We start from the raw sequence: 15,026 nt of genomic DNA, 5'->3' as shown, positions 1-15,026 counted from the left end.
GTGCTCGGTTCGGCCGGGATCACCGTCGGTTGGTCAGCGCCCGGCCCAGGAACGCCGCGCTACCCGGCCGCTCGGCAAGCCGGCGCGCAAGGTAGCCGTACCAGTGCGTGCCGTACGGCAGATAGACGCGGACCGTGTGGCCCTCGGCCGCGAGCCGCGCCTGCTCGGCCGGCCGCACGCCGTAGAGCATCTGGAACTCGAACTCGCCGGCCCCCCGGTCGAACCACCGCGCCCGGTCCTCCGCGATCGCGATCAGCCGCGCGTCGTGCGTGGCGACCATCGGGTACGCCGGGCCGGAAAGCAGCGCGTTCAGGCAGCGGACGAACGACTTGTCGACCTCCAGCGCGGCCTGCCAGGCCACCGACTCCGGCTCCGGATAGGCGCCCTTGCACAACCGCACCCGGGAACCGGGGTGTGCCAGCTCCCGGCAGTCCGCCTCGGTCCGGCGCAGGTAGGCCTGCACCGCCACGCCGGTGGACGGTACGTCGCCGCGCAGCTTGCCGACCGTGTCCAGCACGAAGTCGGTGGCCGCGCTCTCCTCCATGTCCACGGTGACCGTGGTGCCGGCCTCGGCCGCAGCCGTGCAGACGTCCCGCGCCAGCTCCCGGGCCAGTTGCTCGTCCACGGACCGGCCGAGCGCGGACAGTTTCACGCTGACCTCGGCCGTGTCGGACAGGCCCGCCTCCGCGACGCGGTGCAGCAGCCGGCGGTACTCGTCGCGGGCCGCGTGGGCGCCCGCCTCGGTGGCCGTCACCGGGCCGAGGTGCTCGACCGTGGTGGACAGACCGTCCGCCGCCAGCTCGGTGGCGACCCGGATCGCGTCCGCCACGCCGTCGCCGGCGACGAAACGCCGTGCCACGTCCCGGCCGAACGGTGCCTTCGAGACCAGATTCTCCAGCCGGGCGGAGCGGGAGGCGGCGAGGATGGCCGAACGGAGCATACGGGGAGCGTATACGCCCCGCCCTTACGGACGACCGACGTAGTCGAACGAATCGTCTACGGTTGTCGGGTGAACTTCGATGCGTACGCCCGCACCGCGGTCGACCTCGTCAACACGCAGCTCGCGACCGTCGACGACCTCCGGGGTCTCTTCACCGACGAGAACGCGTACATGCGCGACGAGGTCGCCGACCGGGACCTCGCGACGCTCCGCCGGGCGCAGAAGCGCCTGCGCGAGGTCTTCGAGTCCGGCGCCGCCGGACGCGACACCGAGACCGTCTCCGAGCTGAACTCGCTGCTGGAGGCTTTCCCGGTCCAGCCGCGCATCTCCGGCCATGACGCGGCCGACTGGCACATGCACGTGACCAGCCGCGGCGCGTCGGTCAGCGCGGAGTACCTGGCCGGTGCCGTCTGGGGCCTGGCCGTCTGGCTGTGCGAGTACGGCAGCTCGCGCTTCGGCATCTGCGCCGACGAGCGCTGCGGCAACGTCTACCTGGACACGTCCTCGAACTGCTGCCGCCGCTTCTGCTCCGAGCGCTGCGCGACCCGCTCGCACGTGGCCGCCCACCGCGCCCGCAAGCGCGCCGCCTCCGCCGATCCCGCCGCCGCCGAGAGCCCGCAGCTGACCCGCGTCTGAGCACCGGCGTGCCGGTCCGGCCTTGCGCCCTCGGATCATGCAGGGGGCCCTGCCGCCGACCCGGCCACACACCCCTGCACGGAGTAAACGCTCTGCCCCCGCGACGACCGGTGCCTGCGGGAGCGTGCGGAACCGGTGCCGCCGGAAGCGGGTATATCGCTGTTCAGTGGCTGGTCAGCACGCCGAGGTGTTCGCGGGCGAAGCGCAGCGACTCGGCCAGGTCGGCCTCACGTTCGGCGCGGCTGCTCGACTTCCGGGTGGCGACCTCCAGCGCGACCGACCCGCGGAACCCGTTCCGGGAGAGCGACGCGAGCACCTCGGCGCACGGCATCGTGCCGCGGCCCGGCACCAGGTGCTCGTCGCGGCCCTCGCCGGTGCCGTCGCCCAGGTGCAGGTGGGCGAGCTTGTCACCCATCGACTCGGCCATCGCGAGCGGGTCGGTGCGCGCGGCGGAGCAGTGCGAGATGTCCAGCGTGTACGCGTCGTAGCCGGTCTCGACCGGGTTCCAGCCCGGGACGTACGGCACGAAGTCGCGGCCGGCCATCTTCACCGGGTACATGTTCTCCACCGCAAACTTGAGGCCCGGGTGTTTGAGGGTCATCTTGTGCAGGCCCTCCTGGAAGCGTTTCGCGTAGTCCCGCTGCCAGGTGAACGGCGGGTGCACGACCACGGTCGTGGCACCCAGCTTCTCGGCCAGGACCGCGGCCCGGCGCAGCCGCTCCCACGGGTCGGGGCTCCACACCCGCTGCGTCACCAGCAGGCAGGGCGCGTGTACGGACATCACCGGTACGCCGTAGTGCGCCGCGAGGCCCTGCAGCGCGCCGGCGTCCTGGCTCACCACGTCCGTCCACACCATCACCTCGACGCCGTCGAAGCCGAGGTGGGCGGCCATCTGAAAGGCCGCGGCGGTCGGCTCCGGGAAGACGGAGGAGCTGGACAGAAGAACTGGCACTCGCTCGGTCACACCCCTCAGCGTAACTCGCGACGGCCGTACCGCCCGGCGAAGTGTCACCCGGCCACCGCTTGTCGCGCTGCTGAGTCGCAGGTCCGGGCGTAGGGTGACCGGGTGGCAAGCCGAACGCAGCTTCAGGTACTGGTCGACTCCCCGGACGACCCCCGCGCCCGGGAGGTCGGCCTCGACTTCCCCCGCGAGTGGATCGAGTTCGCCGACCCCGCCGATCCGAAGCACGTGATCCGCGCGGACCTCACCTGGCTGCTGTCCCGCTGGACGTGCGTGTTCGGCAAGGCCTGCCACGGCATCGTGCCGGGCCGCGCGCAGGACGGCTGCTGTTCGCACGGCGCGTTCTTCACCGACTCCGACGACGAGGACCGGCTGAAGAAGGCGGTCAAGCGCCTCACGCCGGAGACCTGGCAGCACTACCGGCGCGGCTTCAAGAACTACACCGAGGTCGACACCATCGACGGTGACGCCCCGGCCCGCCGCACCGCCACCCAGCGCGCGGGCGGCCCGTGCGTCTTCCTCAACGACCCGGACTTCCCGGCCGGTGGCGGCTGCGCGCTGCACGCCCAGGCGCTGCGCGACGGCGTCCACCCGCTGGAGTACAAGCCGGACGTCTGCTGGCAGCTGCCGGTCCGCCGCGCCCAGGACTGGGTCAGCCGCCCCGACGGCACGAAGGTGCTGGTCTCCACGCTCACCGAGTTCGACCGCCGCGGCTGGGGCGAGGGCGGCCACGACCTGCACTGGTGGTGCACCTCGTCGCCGGACGCCCACGTCGGCACGGACGCGATGTTCCGCTCCTACGAGCCGGAGCTGATCGCCCTGATCGGCAAGGACGCCTACACCAAGCTGGCCGAGCTGTGCACGACCCGCCTCCGGCAGGGCCTGATCGCGGTCCACCCGGCCACGGTCGCGGCCGGCGCCGCCGAGCTGCCCGGCGGCCGCGAGCCGGCCACCCCACCGCAGGCGCGGCGCTAGCCGGTCCGGCCGGCAGCGGGCTGCCGGCCGGTGGGCCGTCCTACGGCTCGAACTTGTAGCCGAGACCGCGGACCGTGACGATGTAGCGCGGTGCGGACGGCTCCGGCTCGACCTTGGAGCGGAGCCGCTTGACGTGCACGTCGAGGGTCTTCGTGTCGCCGACGTAGTCGGCGCCCCAGACGCGGTCGATCAGCTGGCCGCGGGTGAGCACCCGGCCGGCGTTGCGCAGCAGCAGTTCGAGCAGCTCGAACTCCTTGAGCGGCAGCTGCACGGCGGCGCCGTCGACGGTGACCACGTGCCGTTCCACGTCCATCCGGACCGGGCCGGCGGCGAGCGTGGGCGTGCTGTCCTCGACCGTCTCCGTCTGGTTGCGGCGGAGCACGGCGCGGATCCGGGCGACCAGTTCGCGCGGCGAGTACGGCTTGGTGACGTAGTCGTCGGCGCCGATCTCCAGGCCGACCACCTTGTCGATCTCGCTGTCCCGCGCGGTGACCATGATGATCGGCACGTGCGAGCGCTGCCGCAGCTGGCGGCAGACCTCGGTGCCGGACATCTCCGGCAGCATCAGGTCCAGGAGCACGATGTCCGCGCCGGTGCGGTCGAACTCGGTCAGCGCCGAGACGCCGGTCTCCGCGACCGAGACCTCGAACCCCTCCTTGCGGAGCATGTAGGAGAGCGCGTCGGAGAACGACTCCTCGTCCTCGACGACCAGCACACGGGCCACCAGTAACTTCCTTTCCTATGTCCGGCAGCTCAGGACTGCCCGAGCACGGCCGGACCGGACTCGATCTCAACCGACGTGGTTAGCGGCATGCCGTCCGCCAGCGGTCGGGCAGGCAGCCGAAGAGTGAACGTCGACCCCTCCCCCAGTGTGCTCGTCACGTCCACCCGGCCACCGTGGTTGGTGGCGATGTGCTTGACGATGGCCAGCCCGAGTCCCGTCCCGCCGGTGGACCGGGACCGCGCCTGATCGGCCCGGTAGAAGCGTTCGAAGATCCGGTCGATGTCCGCGCCGCCGATGCCGATCCCCTGGTCGGTGACCGCGATCTGCACGTTCTCGTCGTCCGCGCTGATCACGACCGTGACCCTGGTGTCCTCCGGCGAGTAGGCGATCGCGTTCTCCACCAGGTTGGTGACGGCCGTGGCGACCTGGCTGTCGTTGCCGTAGACGAGCAGGCCGCGCCCGCCCTCCACGGCCACCTCGATCGACTTGGCCGCGGCGGCGGTACGGGTGCGGTCGATCGTCTCGGCCACCACCCAGTCGACGGAGACCGGTTCCGGCGTGGGCAGCGGTTCGGCGCCCTGCAACCGGCTCAGTTCGAGGAGCTCGCTGACCAACCGGCCCATCCGCAACGACTCGTGGTGGATGCGCTCGGCGAAGCGCCGGGCCGCGGCCACGTCCTCGGCCGGGTCCGGCGAGCTACCGGCGGTGATCGGGTCGGTCGCGTCCAGCAGCGCCTCGGAGAGCAGCTGGAGCGCGCCGATCGGGGTCTTCAGCTCGTGGCTGACGTTGGCCACGAAGTCGCGGCGGACCCGGTCGACCCGGTGCGACTCGGTGACGTCCGCCGCCTCGACCGCGACGAACTCACCGCCGAGCGCGACCGCGCGCAGATGCACGCCGAGCGGTGCCTGCGGGCCGCCCTCGCGGCCCCGGCGCAGGTCCAGCTCCACCTCGCGGCGCACGCCGGTGCGGCGGACCTGCCCGGCGAGGGTACGCAGGATCGGGTGTGCCGCTATCGTCCCGGGCCCGGTGCCGGCGCGCAGCAGGCCCATCGCGCGCGCCGCCGGGTTGACCAGCACCGGGGTGTCGGTCGCGTCCAGCACGACCACGCCGACCCGCAGCGAGTCGAGGCTCTTGCGCCCCAGGCCGGACATCGGGGCCTGATCCTTCGTGCCTATCGCCGGCCTCCCATCGACCTGGACCTCGACGGCGGAGTCCGGGCCCAGCCCGGAGTGCCGGTGCCGGGCCCATCGCATACGTCCGTAGAGGAGCCCGAAGAGCACGCCGAGGGCCAGCCCGATCACTGTCGCACCGGCCACGCCTGACTCCACCGCCCACCTCACGCCAGCGATGGTAGGGGGATTGTTTACCTGAAGCCCTCGACAAAAGCGGCAAAACCGGCCTGGGTTTCGTAATGTTCAACTCCCGGCTCGGCGTCGTTCATCGCAGTTCACCGGTGGGCCGCCCCCGCGACCTACGGTAACCCCGCATACACAGACAACGAGGACGTGATCATGCGCGTTGAATTTCAGGCAGACCTGAGGGAGGTCAGCCGGCTGCTGGTCGAGCTGGCCGAGGGTGCGCGCGTCGCCATGCGCCGCGCCACGACGGCGCTGCTCGCCGCCGACCGCGCCGCCGGCGAGGCGGTCATCGAGCAGGACGCCGACCTCGACGATCTGTACCGGCAGGTCGAGGAGAAGGTGGCGGACATCCTGGCCCGGCAGGCGCCGGTCGCCTCCGACCTGCGGCTGCTGATCACCGCGCTGCACATCGCGGCGGACCTGGAGCGGATGGGCGACCTGGCCGACCACGTGGCCAAGACCGCGCTGCGCCGGCACCCGTCCCCCGCGGTCCCGGCCGAGCTGCGCGGCGTCTTCAAGGAGATGGCGAACGTGGCCGACGCGATCGCCGGCAAGGTGGCGACCGTGCTGGCCGAGCCGGACGCGAAGCTCGCGGCCGAGCTCGAGGCCGACGACGACGTGATGGACAACCTGCACCGCGAGCTGTTCAAGGTGCTGCTCGGCGACGACTGGCCGTACGGTGCGGAGACCGCGATCGACGGCGCGCTGCTGGGCCGCTTCTACGAGCGCTTCGCCGACCACGCGGTGAACTCCGGCCGCCGGGTCATCTACCTGCTCACCGGCGAGACCGTGACCGACGGGTCGGTCGCCGGCAGCTAGCGGGAGTGGGGCCCGGCGGTGCCGGGCCCCACCACGTCACTTGCCCTGGTTGGCCACCGCGGCGGCCGCCTCCTTGGCCGCCTCCGGGTCCAGGTAGGTGCCGCCGGCCACGGTCGGCCGCAGGTCCGCGCCGAGGTCGTAGCGCAGCGGGATGCCGGTCGGGATGTTCAGCTTCGCGATCGCCTCGTCCGAGATCTGGTCGAGGTGCTTGACCAGCGCGCGCAGCGAGTTGCCGTGCGCGGTGACCAGCACGGTGCGGCCGGCCAGCAGGTCCGGCACGATGCCGTCGTACCAGTAAGGCAGCATGCGCTGCACGACGTCCTTCAGGCACTCGGTGCGCGGCGCCAGCTCCGGCGGCAGCGTGGCGTAGCGCGGGTCGCCGATCTGCGACCACTCGTCGCCGTCCTCGATCGGCGGCGGGGGCGTGTCGTAGGAGCGGCGCCAGAGCATGAACTGCTCCTCGCCGTACGCGTCCAGCGTCTCCTTCTTGTTCTTGCCCTGAAGCGCACCGTAGTGGCGCTCGTTCAGCCGCCACGAGCGGCGCACCGCGATCCAGTGCCGGTCGGCTGCGTGCAGCGCCAGCTCCGACGTCCGGATCGCGCGACGCAGCACGCTGGTGTGCACCACGTCGGGCAGCAGGCCGTGCTCCTTGAGCAGTTCGCCGCCGCGCCGGGCCTCTGCCTCACCCTTGGCGTTCAGGTCGACGTCGACCCAGCCGGTGAAGAGGTTCTTGGCGTTCCACTCGCTCTCGCCGTGCCGCAACAGCACCAGGGTCCCCACAGTCATGCGATCAGGATATTCCGCGTGCCCCGCCGGGCCACCTGGGACTAGGTTGTAAGGTCCCGAACGAAAATCATTCATTACACGGGGGTACGGCGTGCGGGCGTGGCTGTCGGAGACGGCCGGAGGACTACCGAGAACCTTCTGGTACCTCTGGACCGGCAATCTGATCAACCGGATGGGCGGGTTCGTCGTCATCTTCCTGGCGATCTACCTGACCAGCGCGCGGGGCCTGTCGGAGAGCCAGGCCGGCCTGATCCTCGGCCTCTACGGCGCCGGCGCCGCGGCCGGCACGATGATCGGTGGCGTCGCCGCGGACCGGTTCGGCCGCCGTCCCACGCTGCTGATCGCGCACCTCGGCGCGTCCGCCATGATGGTCAACCTGGCGTTCGCCCGGGACATCCTGGTGATCACGATCGGCGCGGCCGCGCTCGGCCTGTTCGCCGAGGCGGCCCGGCCCGCGTTCTCCGCGATGCTGGTCGACGTGGTCGAGCCGAAGGACCGGCTGCGCGCGTTCACGCTGAACTACTGGGCGATCAATCTCGGCTTCGCGTCGTCCGCGATCCTGGCAGGCTTCGCCGCACAGGCGAACTACATGCTGCTGTTCCTGGTCGACGCCACGACGATGCTGGTCACCGCGACCATCATCTTCCTGCGCGTGCCGGAGAGCCGGCCGGCCGTACGAGTGATCCAGGCGGGCGCGCTGACGCCACGCACCTCCGGGATGCTGTCGCTGCTGCGCGACCACGTGTTCCTGGTGTACGTGGCGCTGAACCTGCTGATCGCGCTGGTGTTCATGCAGCACCTGTCCACGCTGCCGATCGCGATGACCGCGGACGGGCTCTCCCCGGCCACGTACGGCGTGGTGATCGCGCTGAACGGCGTGCTGATCGTGGTCGGCCAGCTGTTCGTGCCGCGGCTGCTCAAGGGCCGGGACCATTCCCGGGTGATGGCGCTGGCCGCGATCGTGGTCGGCGTCGGCTTCGGCCTGACCGCGATCGCGCACACCGCGCCGCTGTACGCGCTCACCGTGCTCATCTGGACGCTCGGCGAGATGCTCAACGCGCCGTCCAACTCCGCGCTGATGGCCGAGCTGTCCCCGGTCGCGCTGCGCGGCCGCTACCAGGGCGTCTCGTCGCTGTCCTGGGCCGGCGCGTCCGCGATCGCGCCGGTGGCCGGCGGCTACGTCCAGGAGCACGCCGGCCACGCCGCGCTCTGGCTGGCCACGGCCGTGGTCTGCGTGCTCGCAGCGGCCGGTCACCTGCTCGCCCGCCCGTCCCGGATCCGCCGGATCGCCGCGGTGGCGGCCGCGGAGGCCACGGTCAAGGAGCCGGCGGTACGGTAAGGAAACTTAACCGAAGGAGCGGTATGCGGCGCTGGCTCGCGAGCAACGCCGGCGGGCTGCCGGGCACGTTCTGGTATCTGTGGACCGGCATGCTGATCACCCGGGCCGGCGGCTTCGTGGTGCTGTTCCTCAGCCTCTACCTGACCGCCGATCGCGGTGCGCCGCCGTCCCTGGCCGGACTGCTGATCGGCGCGTACGGCGTCGGCGGCATGGCCGGCAGCCTGGTCAGCGGCGTCCTCACCGACCGGTGGGGGCGGCGGCGCACGCTGATCACCGCATATCTCGCCATGGTCGCCACGCTGCTCGCGCTCGCGTTCACCACGGCGCTGCCCGCGATCGGCGCGCTGATCGGCGTGCTCGGCCTGGTGCAGTCGATGCCCGGTCCCGCACTGATCGCCGCGATGGTGGACGTGGTCCCGGAGGCGGACCGGCCGCGCGCGTTCAACCTGGAGTACTGGGCGCTGAACCTGGGCACCGCGATCGCGTCGTTCCTGGCCGGCCAGCTCGCCGAGGCCAGCTACACCGCGCTGTTCGTGGTCGACGCGGCTGCCACCGCGGTCGCGCTGGCGCTGGTGCTGTGGAAGGTGCCGGAGACGTTCCGGCCGGCGCCGCGATCCGCGCACGGCGGGTTGCGGCGGGTGCTCGCCGACCGGCACTTTCTCGCGTTCACCGGGCTGACGCTACTGTTCGCGGTGGTGGTAACGCAGGCGCCGACGATCATGCCGATCGCGATGGCCCAGGACGGGCTCGGGCCCAGCGCGTACGGCCGGGTGATGGCGCTCGGCGCGCTGCTCATCATCGCCGGGCAGCTGTTCGTGCCGGCGCTGATCGCCGGCCGGCCCAAGCACCGGGTGCTGGCGCTGGCCACCGCGCTGACCGCGCTCGGCTACGGCGCGCTGGCGTTCGCCGGCCACCTCTGGTTCTACCTGCTCGCCGCGATCGGCTGGACCGCCGGGCAGATGCTGGCCGCGCCGCCGAACGCGCAGATAAACGCGGAGCTGGCACCGCCCGCGCTGCGCGGCCGGTACCAGTCGGTCTTCTACCTGACGTTCCCGGCCGCCGCGTTCCTGGCACCGGCCGCGGGCGGATTCACGCTGGAGCACCTGGGCGACGCGCACTGGCTGATCGCGGGTGCGCTCGGGCTGGCCGCGGCGGGGCTGCACCTGCTGGCCGGACCGCGCCGGGAGCGGTACCTGTCCGCCATGCGCGCGCGTCCGGAACCGGACACCGTTCGACTATGATCAATGCAATGATCGACGGTCATGACGCTACTGCGCTCCGCCGTCGCGGCCGCCGTGCTCGCCGCGGTGGTCCTCACCCCCGGTGCGGCCGTGGCCGCACCCGCGCTCGCCTGGGCCCCCTGCACCGAGGAGGACCTGCTCGGGCTGGACTGCGCCGGCTTCGAGGTGCCGCTCGACCATGACCGGCCACGCGGCGCGACCACCACGATCGCGCTCGCCCGGCGCCCGGCCACCGACCCGGACCGGCGGATCGGCACGCTGTTCGTCAACCCGGGTGGGCCCGGCGGCCCCGGCCGGTTCCTGGCCGCGGTCGCGGACCGGGTCCTGCCGCCGGAGGTGCTGGCCCGGTTCGACGTGGTCGGCTTCGACCCGCGCGGCATCGGCGCCAGCGACCCGGTGCAGTGCTTCGCCACCGACGAGGAGGCGATCGCGCTCCTGGAGCAGATGAGCGGGGTGCCGCTGACCACGGCGCAGATCTCCGCGACGCTGCGCGCCAACCACGAGTACACCGAGGCCTGCAAGCGGAACATGGGCGCGCTGCTGCCGCACATGAGCACGCTGAACGTGGCGAAGGACCTGGACCTGCTGCGGCGCGCGGCCGGCGACGAGCGGCTGACCTATGTCGGCTACTCGTACGGCACGATGATCGGCGCCACCTACGTGAACCTGTTCCCGCAGCGGGTGCGCGCCGTGATCCTGGACGGCAACGTCGACCCGGACCAGCGGGCGAACCGGCGGCTGGCCAACAAGTTCGACCGGGCGGGCGGCTTCGAGATCGCGCTGGACGGCTTCCTGCGGGCCTGCGACGCGGCCGGGCCGGGCTGCGCGTTCGCCGGTGGCGCCCGGGCGAAGTTCGACGCGATGCGCGAGCGGCTGCGCCAGGGGCCGGCCGACGCGCCGCCGTTCGGCACCGTGACCATCGACGACCTGACCGGGTTCATCAGCAGTGTGCTCTACGACGTGCGCGCGTTCCCGGACGCGGCGGCCACGCTGCAGCTGCTGCACGAGGCACTGTCCGGCACGGCCGCGCGCTCCGCCGCCGTACCCCCGATGGCCCTGGAGGCTCTTCCGCCGCGCGGCGGGCTCGGCGACGCCTACGCCTTCAACAGCAACGACGCGTTCTTCGCGGTGAACTGCGCGGACGCGCCGCCGCCCCGCGACCCGGCGCGCTATCCGGGCTTCGCGGCCGCGTTCGAGGCCGCGCACCGGACGTTCGGGCGGGCCGAGGCGTTCAGCGAGGTCGGCTGCGCGAACTGGCCGCGGATCGAGGAGCGGTACGCCGGGCCGTGGCACCGGCGCACCGCGCGGACCGTGCTGGTGGTGAACCCGACGTTCGACCCGGCCACCCGCTACGACTTCGCGGTCCGGATGACGCGGCAACTCGGCAACGCCCGGCTGCTCACGCTGGACGGCTTCGGCCACACCAGCGGCGACAGCGCGTGCGTGTCCGGCTGGTACAGCCGTTACCTGGTCGACGGGGCGCTGCCACCGGCCGGAACCCGGTGCGCGCAGGACGTCGCGCCGTTCCCGTCAGCCTGAGCGGGCGGAGACGGGCGGGCCTGCCCCCACAGGCCCGCCCGTGGGCCGCTCGGTGTCCCCCCGGGTCACCGATTCCCCCACATACCGCCCGTACCGACGGTAGTTCCGAAGCAGATCGTGGCACAACGGCAAACACATGTTCGAATCATCACAGAACGTGATGTCCGTCAACGCTCCGGGAACAGGTGCGCGAACGCCTGCAGGTTCGCCAGTGACTCGCCGCGCTTGACCCGCCACTCCCACTCGCGCTTGATCGAGCTGCCGAAGCCGATCTCCAGCATCTGGTCGAACGACTCGTCCGCGTACGTCAGGACCGAGCCGAGCAGCCGGTCCAGCTCGTCCGCGTCCAGACCGGTCAGCGCGACCCGGCCGGTCAGGTAGACGTCACCGGCCGCGTCGATGGAGAACGCGACGCCGTACAGGCGCGCGTTGCGGCGCAGCAGCCAGGCCCACAACGCCTCCGCGTTCTCGTCCGGGCGGCGCATCACGAAAGCCTCGATCCGCAGCGAGTGCTCGCCGACGATCAGATTGCAGACGGTCTTGAGCTTGTGCGTGCCGGGCAGCGTCACCGCGAACGACCGGTCACCGGTCAGCTCGCACGGCAGCTCCCGCTCCGCGCAGACGTCCTCGATCAACCGCGCGACATCCGTCATCATGCCCCTCCGTAGGCCCCGGCCAGCTCCGCCGTGATCCGCCGGCGGTGCGCGGTCACCGCACCACGGTAGACGTCCAGCAGCCCGGCCGCAGTGCGCTGCCAGGAGAACTGGCGGGCGTGCTGGACCGCGCCCAGCGACAGCTCACGCAGCCGGCCCGGCTCGGCCAGCAGCCCGCCGAGCACGCGCGCCCACTCCGCGGCGGAGTGCCCGTCGACCAGCGCGCCGCTCACGCCGTCCGCGACCGCGCGGCTGAGCCCGCCCACGTTCGCGGCCACCACCGGCGTGCCGCACGCCTGGGCCTCCAGCGCGACCAGCCCGAACGACTCGTTGTGCGACGGCACCGCGACCAGGTCCGACGCCCGGTACAGCGCGGGCAGCCCGGCACCGGCCTGCGGCGGCAGGAAGCGCACCGAGTCCGCGATGCCGAGCCGGTGGGCCAGCTCGATCAATGCGGTCGGCCGGTCCAGCCCGCTGCCGCTCGGACCGCCGCAGATCACCACGGTCAGGCCGTCCCGCGACTCCAGTTCCGCGGCCGCGCGGACCAGGACGTCCGGCGCCTTGAGCGGCTGTATCCGGCCGACGAACGTGACGATCCGGCTGCGTTCCGGCAGGTCGAGCAGGCGGCGGGCGGCGAGCCGGTCGGCCTCGGCACGCCCGGGCGGTGCGGGGCGGAACCGGTCCAGGTCCACGCCGGGCTCGACGATCGCCACCCGGGACGGGTCCGCGCCGTACAGCCGGGTCAGGTCGTCGGCCTCGGCCAGCGTGTTCGCGACCAGCCGGTCGGACTCGGCCACCACCTGTTCCTCGCCGATCACCCGGGCCTTCGGCTCCGGGCGGTCACCGGCCGCGAGCTGCGCGTTCTTGACCTTGGCGAGCGTGTGCGCGGTGTGCACCAGCGGCACGCCCCAGCGGTCCTTGGCCAGCCAGCCGACCTGGCCGGACAACCAGTAGTGGGAGTGGATCACGTCGTAGTGGCCGGGTGCCCGAGACGCCTCCGCGCGCAGCACGCCGTTGGTGAACGCGCACAGCTGGGCCGGCAGGTCCTCCTTGGCCAGTCCCTCGTACGGGCCGGCGGTCACGTGCCGGACCAGCACGCCGGGGCTCATCTCGACCACCGGTGGCAGCCCGCCGCGGGTGGCCCGGGTGAAGATCTCCACCTCGACACCCAGCTCGGCCAGGCGCCGGGCGACCTCGACGATATAGACGTTCATGCCGCCGGCATCACCGCTGCCCGGTTGATCGAGCGGCGAGGTGTGCACGGAGAGCGTCGCTATCCGCCGGGGTGTTGGCCAGGCCGTTCGCTGCCGAGCCACTGACACGGTCGCCTCCAGCGGATCAATTGTTGCGATTTTTACGCCGTGGTTTCCAACCACGGCGCGCGGACCCATCTTCCCCGCAGATTTTCGCCGGACATGCACGCCCGCGGCCTCACGTGATCCAACTCATTCCTCCGCGTGCCCCCGGCGTCACGGGCCGTTCCGGCGAGTACGGCAGGATCGTGGTGTGACTGATACCCCCATCGCCGTCGTCACCGGCGCCTCCAGCGGCATCGGCGCGGCCAGCGCCCGCCGGCTCGCGGCCGACGGTTTCCACGTGATCGCCACCGCCCGGCGTGCCGAGCGCCTGACCGCGCTGGTCGCTCGGATCGAGGCGGCCGGTGGCCGGGCCACCGCGGTCGTCACCGACGTCACCGACGACGCGTCCGTGCGCGCGCTGGCCGAGGCCGTGCCCGGCCCGGTGACGCTGCTGGTCAACAACGCCGGTGGCGCGCTCGGGCTGGACCCGGTGGAGAGCGGCGCGGTCGCCGACTGGCAGCGGATGTACGACACGAACGTGCTCGGCACGCTCCGCGTCACGCAGGCGCTGCTGCCCGCCCTGGAGGCGTCCGGCGCCGGGACGATCGTCGTGATCGGTTCCACCGCGGCCTTCACGCCGTACGAGGGCGGTGGCGGGTACGCCGCCGCCAAGCACGCCCAGACCGCGCTGGCCGGCACGCTGCGCCTGGAACTGAACGGCCGCCCGGTCCGGGTGATCGAGATCGACCCGGGCATGGTGAGGACGGAGGAGTTCTCGCTGACCCGGTTCGACGGCGACGCCGCGCGCGCCGAGGCGGTCTACCGGGGCGTGGCCGAGCCGCTGCTGGCCGAGGACATCGCGGACTGCGTCTCCTGGGTCGCCACCCGCCCGCACCACGTGAACGTGGACCGGCTCGTGGTCCGCCCGCTCGCCCAGGCCGCACAGCACAAGGTGCACCGGACCTCGTAGATGCGCGCGGAGGGGTTCGTCACCCGGGGCACCACGAATCCCAACCGGCTGCGCCGGGTCGACCACTGGATCGCGGACCGGTACGGCGATCTGCTCCGGGACGCGGCCGACCCGCTGGTCGTGGACCTCGGCTACGGCGCCACCCCGGTCACCGCCGTGGAGTTGCGCGCCCGGCTGGCCCGCCGGGTGCGCCCGGACGCGCGGGTGACCGGCCTGGAGATCGACCCGGCCCGGGTGGCGGCCGCGCAGCCGGCCGCCGACCCGCCGTGGCTTGAGTTCCGGCGCGGCGGCTTCGAGCTGGCCGGGCTGCGGCCGGTCGTGGTCCGCGCGTTCAACGTGCTCCGGCAGTACCCGGAGGCCGAGGTCGCGGCCGCCTGGGGCCTGATCGTCTCCCGGCTCGCGCCCGGCGGGGTGCTGGTCGAGGGAACCTGCGACGAGCCGGGCAGGCTGGCCGCCTGGATCGCGCTGGACGCGGCCGGCCCGCGCACGCTCACGCTCGCGGCCCGCCTGGCGAACCTGGACACCCCGGCGACGCTCGCGGAACGGCTGCCGAAGGCGCTGATCCACCGCAACGTGCCGGGCGAACCGGTGCACGCGCTGATTCGCGCGCTGGACGACGGCTGGCGGGACGCGGCGCCGTTCGCGGTGTTCGGCCCCCGCCAGCGCTGGATGCGGGCGGTCCGGGCGGTCCGGGACGCGGGCTGGCCGGTCCGCGACGGCCCGCGCCGCTGGCGCCTGGGCGAGTTGACGATCGGGTGGGAATCGGTTGCGGCCGGGTAGCAAAAAC

The 15,026-nt window shown here is 72.6% G+C and carries 15 protein-coding genes; 8 read left to right on the top strand and 7 right to left on the bottom strand.

What is annotated here, in order from left to right; translation table 11 throughout:
- Positions 1-19 precede the first annotated feature (19 nt).
- Positions 20-940, bottom strand: coding sequence for a proline dehydrogenase family protein (locus J2S42_RS24710; protein WP_307242747.1), 921 nt, complete (start codon positions 938-940; stop codon positions 20-22).
- Positions 941-1,009: 69 nt separating this feature from the next.
- Here J2S42_RS24710 and J2S42_RS24705 point away from each other — a divergent pair, with 69 nt between their 5' ends.
- On the top strand, positions 1,010-1,576 hold the full coding sequence (locus tag J2S42_RS24705) for a CGNR zinc finger domain-containing protein (protein WP_307242745.1): 567 nt from the start codon (positions 1,010-1,012) through the stop codon (positions 1,574-1,576).
- Between the two features lie 163 nt (positions 1,577-1,739).
- On the opposite strand, the gene J2S42_RS24700 is transcribed toward J2S42_RS24705, so the two are convergent.
- On the bottom strand, positions 1,740-2,540 hold the full coding sequence (locus J2S42_RS24700; protein ID WP_307242743.1) for a sugar phosphate isomerase/epimerase family protein: 801 nt from the start codon (positions 2,538-2,540) through the stop codon (positions 1,740-1,742).
- 102 nt (positions 2,541-2,642) lie between these two features.
- On the opposite strand from J2S42_RS24700, the gene J2S42_RS24695 reads away from it, so the two are divergent.
- Positions 2,643-3,512: a DUF3109 family protein gene (locus J2S42_RS24695; RefSeq protein ID WP_307242741.1), complete on the top strand. Its 870-nt coding sequence runs from the start codon at positions 2,643-2,645 to the stop codon at positions 3,510-3,512.
- A gap of 40 nt (positions 3,513-3,552) precedes the next feature.
- Here J2S42_RS24695 and J2S42_RS24690 read toward each other — a convergent pair whose 3' ends face one another.
- Positions 3,553-4,236, bottom strand: a complete 684-nt coding sequence (locus tag J2S42_RS24690) for a response regulator (protein ID WP_306835638.1) — start codon at positions 4,234-4,236, stop codon at positions 3,553-3,555.
- A 29-nt stretch (positions 4,237-4,265) separates the two neighbouring features.
- Positions 4,266-5,489, bottom strand: a complete 1,224-nt coding sequence (locus J2S42_RS24685; RefSeq protein ID WP_370879428.1) for a sensor histidine kinase — start codon at positions 5,487-5,489, stop codon at positions 4,266-4,268.
- A 258-nt stretch (positions 5,490-5,747) separates the two neighbouring features.
- Here J2S42_RS24685 and phoU point away from each other — a divergent pair, with 258 nt between their 5' ends.
- The gene (gene phoU / locus J2S42_RS24680) at positions 5,748-6,413 is read left to right on the top strand and encodes a phosphate signaling complex protein PhoU (RefSeq protein WP_307242739.1); all 666 of its coding nucleotides are present in this window, start codon (positions 5,748-5,750) and stop codon (positions 6,411-6,413) included.
- 36 nt (positions 6,414-6,449) lie between these two features.
- Here phoU and J2S42_RS24675 read toward each other — a convergent pair whose 3' ends face one another.
- Positions 6,450-7,199, bottom strand: coding sequence for a phosphoglyceromutase (locus J2S42_RS24675; RefSeq protein WP_307242738.1), 750 nt, complete (start codon positions 7,197-7,199; stop codon positions 6,450-6,452).
- A gap of 91 nt (positions 7,200-7,290) precedes the next feature.
- On the opposite strand from J2S42_RS24675, the gene J2S42_RS24670 reads away from it, so the two are divergent.
- The 3 genes from J2S42_RS24670 to J2S42_RS24660 are packed head-to-tail and all read left to right on the top strand — an operon-like array spanning position 7,291 to position 11,318.
- On the top strand, positions 7,291-8,538 hold the full coding sequence (locus J2S42_RS24670; RefSeq protein WP_307242736.1) for an MDR family MFS transporter: 1,248 nt from the start codon (positions 7,291-7,293) through the stop codon (positions 8,536-8,538).
- 23 nt (positions 8,539-8,561) lie between these two features.
- Positions 8,562-9,779, top strand: a complete 1,218-nt coding sequence (locus J2S42_RS24665; RefSeq protein WP_307242735.1) for an MFS transporter — start codon at positions 8,562-8,564, stop codon at positions 9,777-9,779.
- Positions 9,780-9,800: 21 nt separating this feature from the next.
- A complete protein-coding gene (locus tag J2S42_RS24660; protein ID WP_307242733.1) occupies positions 9,801-11,318 on the top strand; it encodes an alpha/beta hydrolase in 1,518 nt (505 codons plus the stop codon).
- Positions 11,319-11,485: 167 nt separating this feature from the next.
- Here J2S42_RS24660 and J2S42_RS24655 read toward each other — a convergent pair whose 3' ends face one another.
- Together J2S42_RS24655 and mshA are read right to left on the bottom strand one after the other, a co-directional pair.
- A complete protein-coding gene (locus J2S42_RS24655; RefSeq protein WP_370879241.1) occupies positions 11,486-11,974 on the bottom strand; it encodes a type III secretion system chaperone family protein in 489 nt (162 codons plus the stop codon).
- Positions 11,971-13,248, bottom strand: coding sequence for a D-inositol-3-phosphate glycosyltransferase (gene mshA, locus J2S42_RS24650; protein ID WP_442320106.1), 1,278 nt, complete (start codon positions 13,246-13,248; stop codon positions 11,971-11,973). The genes J2S42_RS24655 and mshA overlap by 4 nt, the downstream gene beginning before the upstream one ends.
- A gap of 229 nt (positions 13,249-13,477) precedes the next feature.
- Between mshA and J2S42_RS24645 the strand changes: the two genes are divergently transcribed.
- Positions 13,478-14,239, top strand: coding sequence for an SDR family NAD(P)-dependent oxidoreductase (locus J2S42_RS24645; RefSeq protein WP_307242730.1), 762 nt, complete (start codon positions 13,478-13,480; stop codon positions 14,237-14,239).
- Positions 14,240-15,019, top strand: a complete 780-nt coding sequence (locus J2S42_RS24640; RefSeq protein ID WP_307242728.1) for a class I SAM-dependent methyltransferase — start codon at positions 14,240-14,242, stop codon at positions 15,017-15,019. It begins immediately after the preceding gene.
- The last annotated feature ends 7 nt before the right edge of the window (positions 15,020-15,026 follow it).

Source organism: Catenuloplanes indicus (assembly GCF_030813715.1).
Lineage (GTDB): Bacteria > Actinomycetota > Actinomycetes > Mycobacteriales > Micromonosporaceae > Catenuloplanes > Catenuloplanes indicus.
The sequence above is the reverse complement of the archived record's forward strand: the minus strand, read 5'-3'. Positions and strand labels throughout refer to the sequence as shown.

Bases quoted from the DNA above. Each gene is read 5' to 3' on its own strand.
- J2S42_RS24710 (WP_307242747.1), bottom strand. From the start codon at position 940: ATGCTCCGTTCGGCCATCCTCGCCGCCTCCCGCTCCGCCCGGCTGGAG.
- J2S42_RS24685 (WP_370879428.1), bottom strand. From the start codon at position 5,489: ATGCGATGGGCCCGGCACCGGCACTCCGGGCTGGGCCCGGACTCCGCC.
- phoU (WP_307242739.1), top strand. From the start codon at position 5,748: ATGCGCGTTGAATTTCAGGCAGACCTGAGGGAGGTCAGCCGGCTGCTG.
- J2S42_RS24675 (WP_307242738.1), bottom strand. From the start codon at position 7,199: ATGACTGTGGGGACCCTGGTGCTGTTGCGGCACGGCGAGAGCGAGTGG.
- J2S42_RS24665 (WP_307242735.1), top strand. From the start codon at position 8,562: ATGCGGCGCTGGCTCGCGAGCAACGCCGGCGGGCTGCCGGGCACGTTC.
- J2S42_RS24660 (WP_307242733.1), top strand. From the start codon at position 9,801: ATGACGCTACTGCGCTCCGCCGTCGCGGCCGCCGTGCTCGCCGCGGTG.
- J2S42_RS24655 (WP_370879241.1), bottom strand. From the start codon at position 11,974: ATGATGACGGATGTCGCGCGGTTGATCGAGGACGTCTGCGCGGAGCGG.
- J2S42_RS24640 (WP_307242728.1), top strand. From the start codon at position 14,240: ATGCGCGCGGAGGGGTTCGTCACCCGGGGCACCACGAATCCCAACCGG.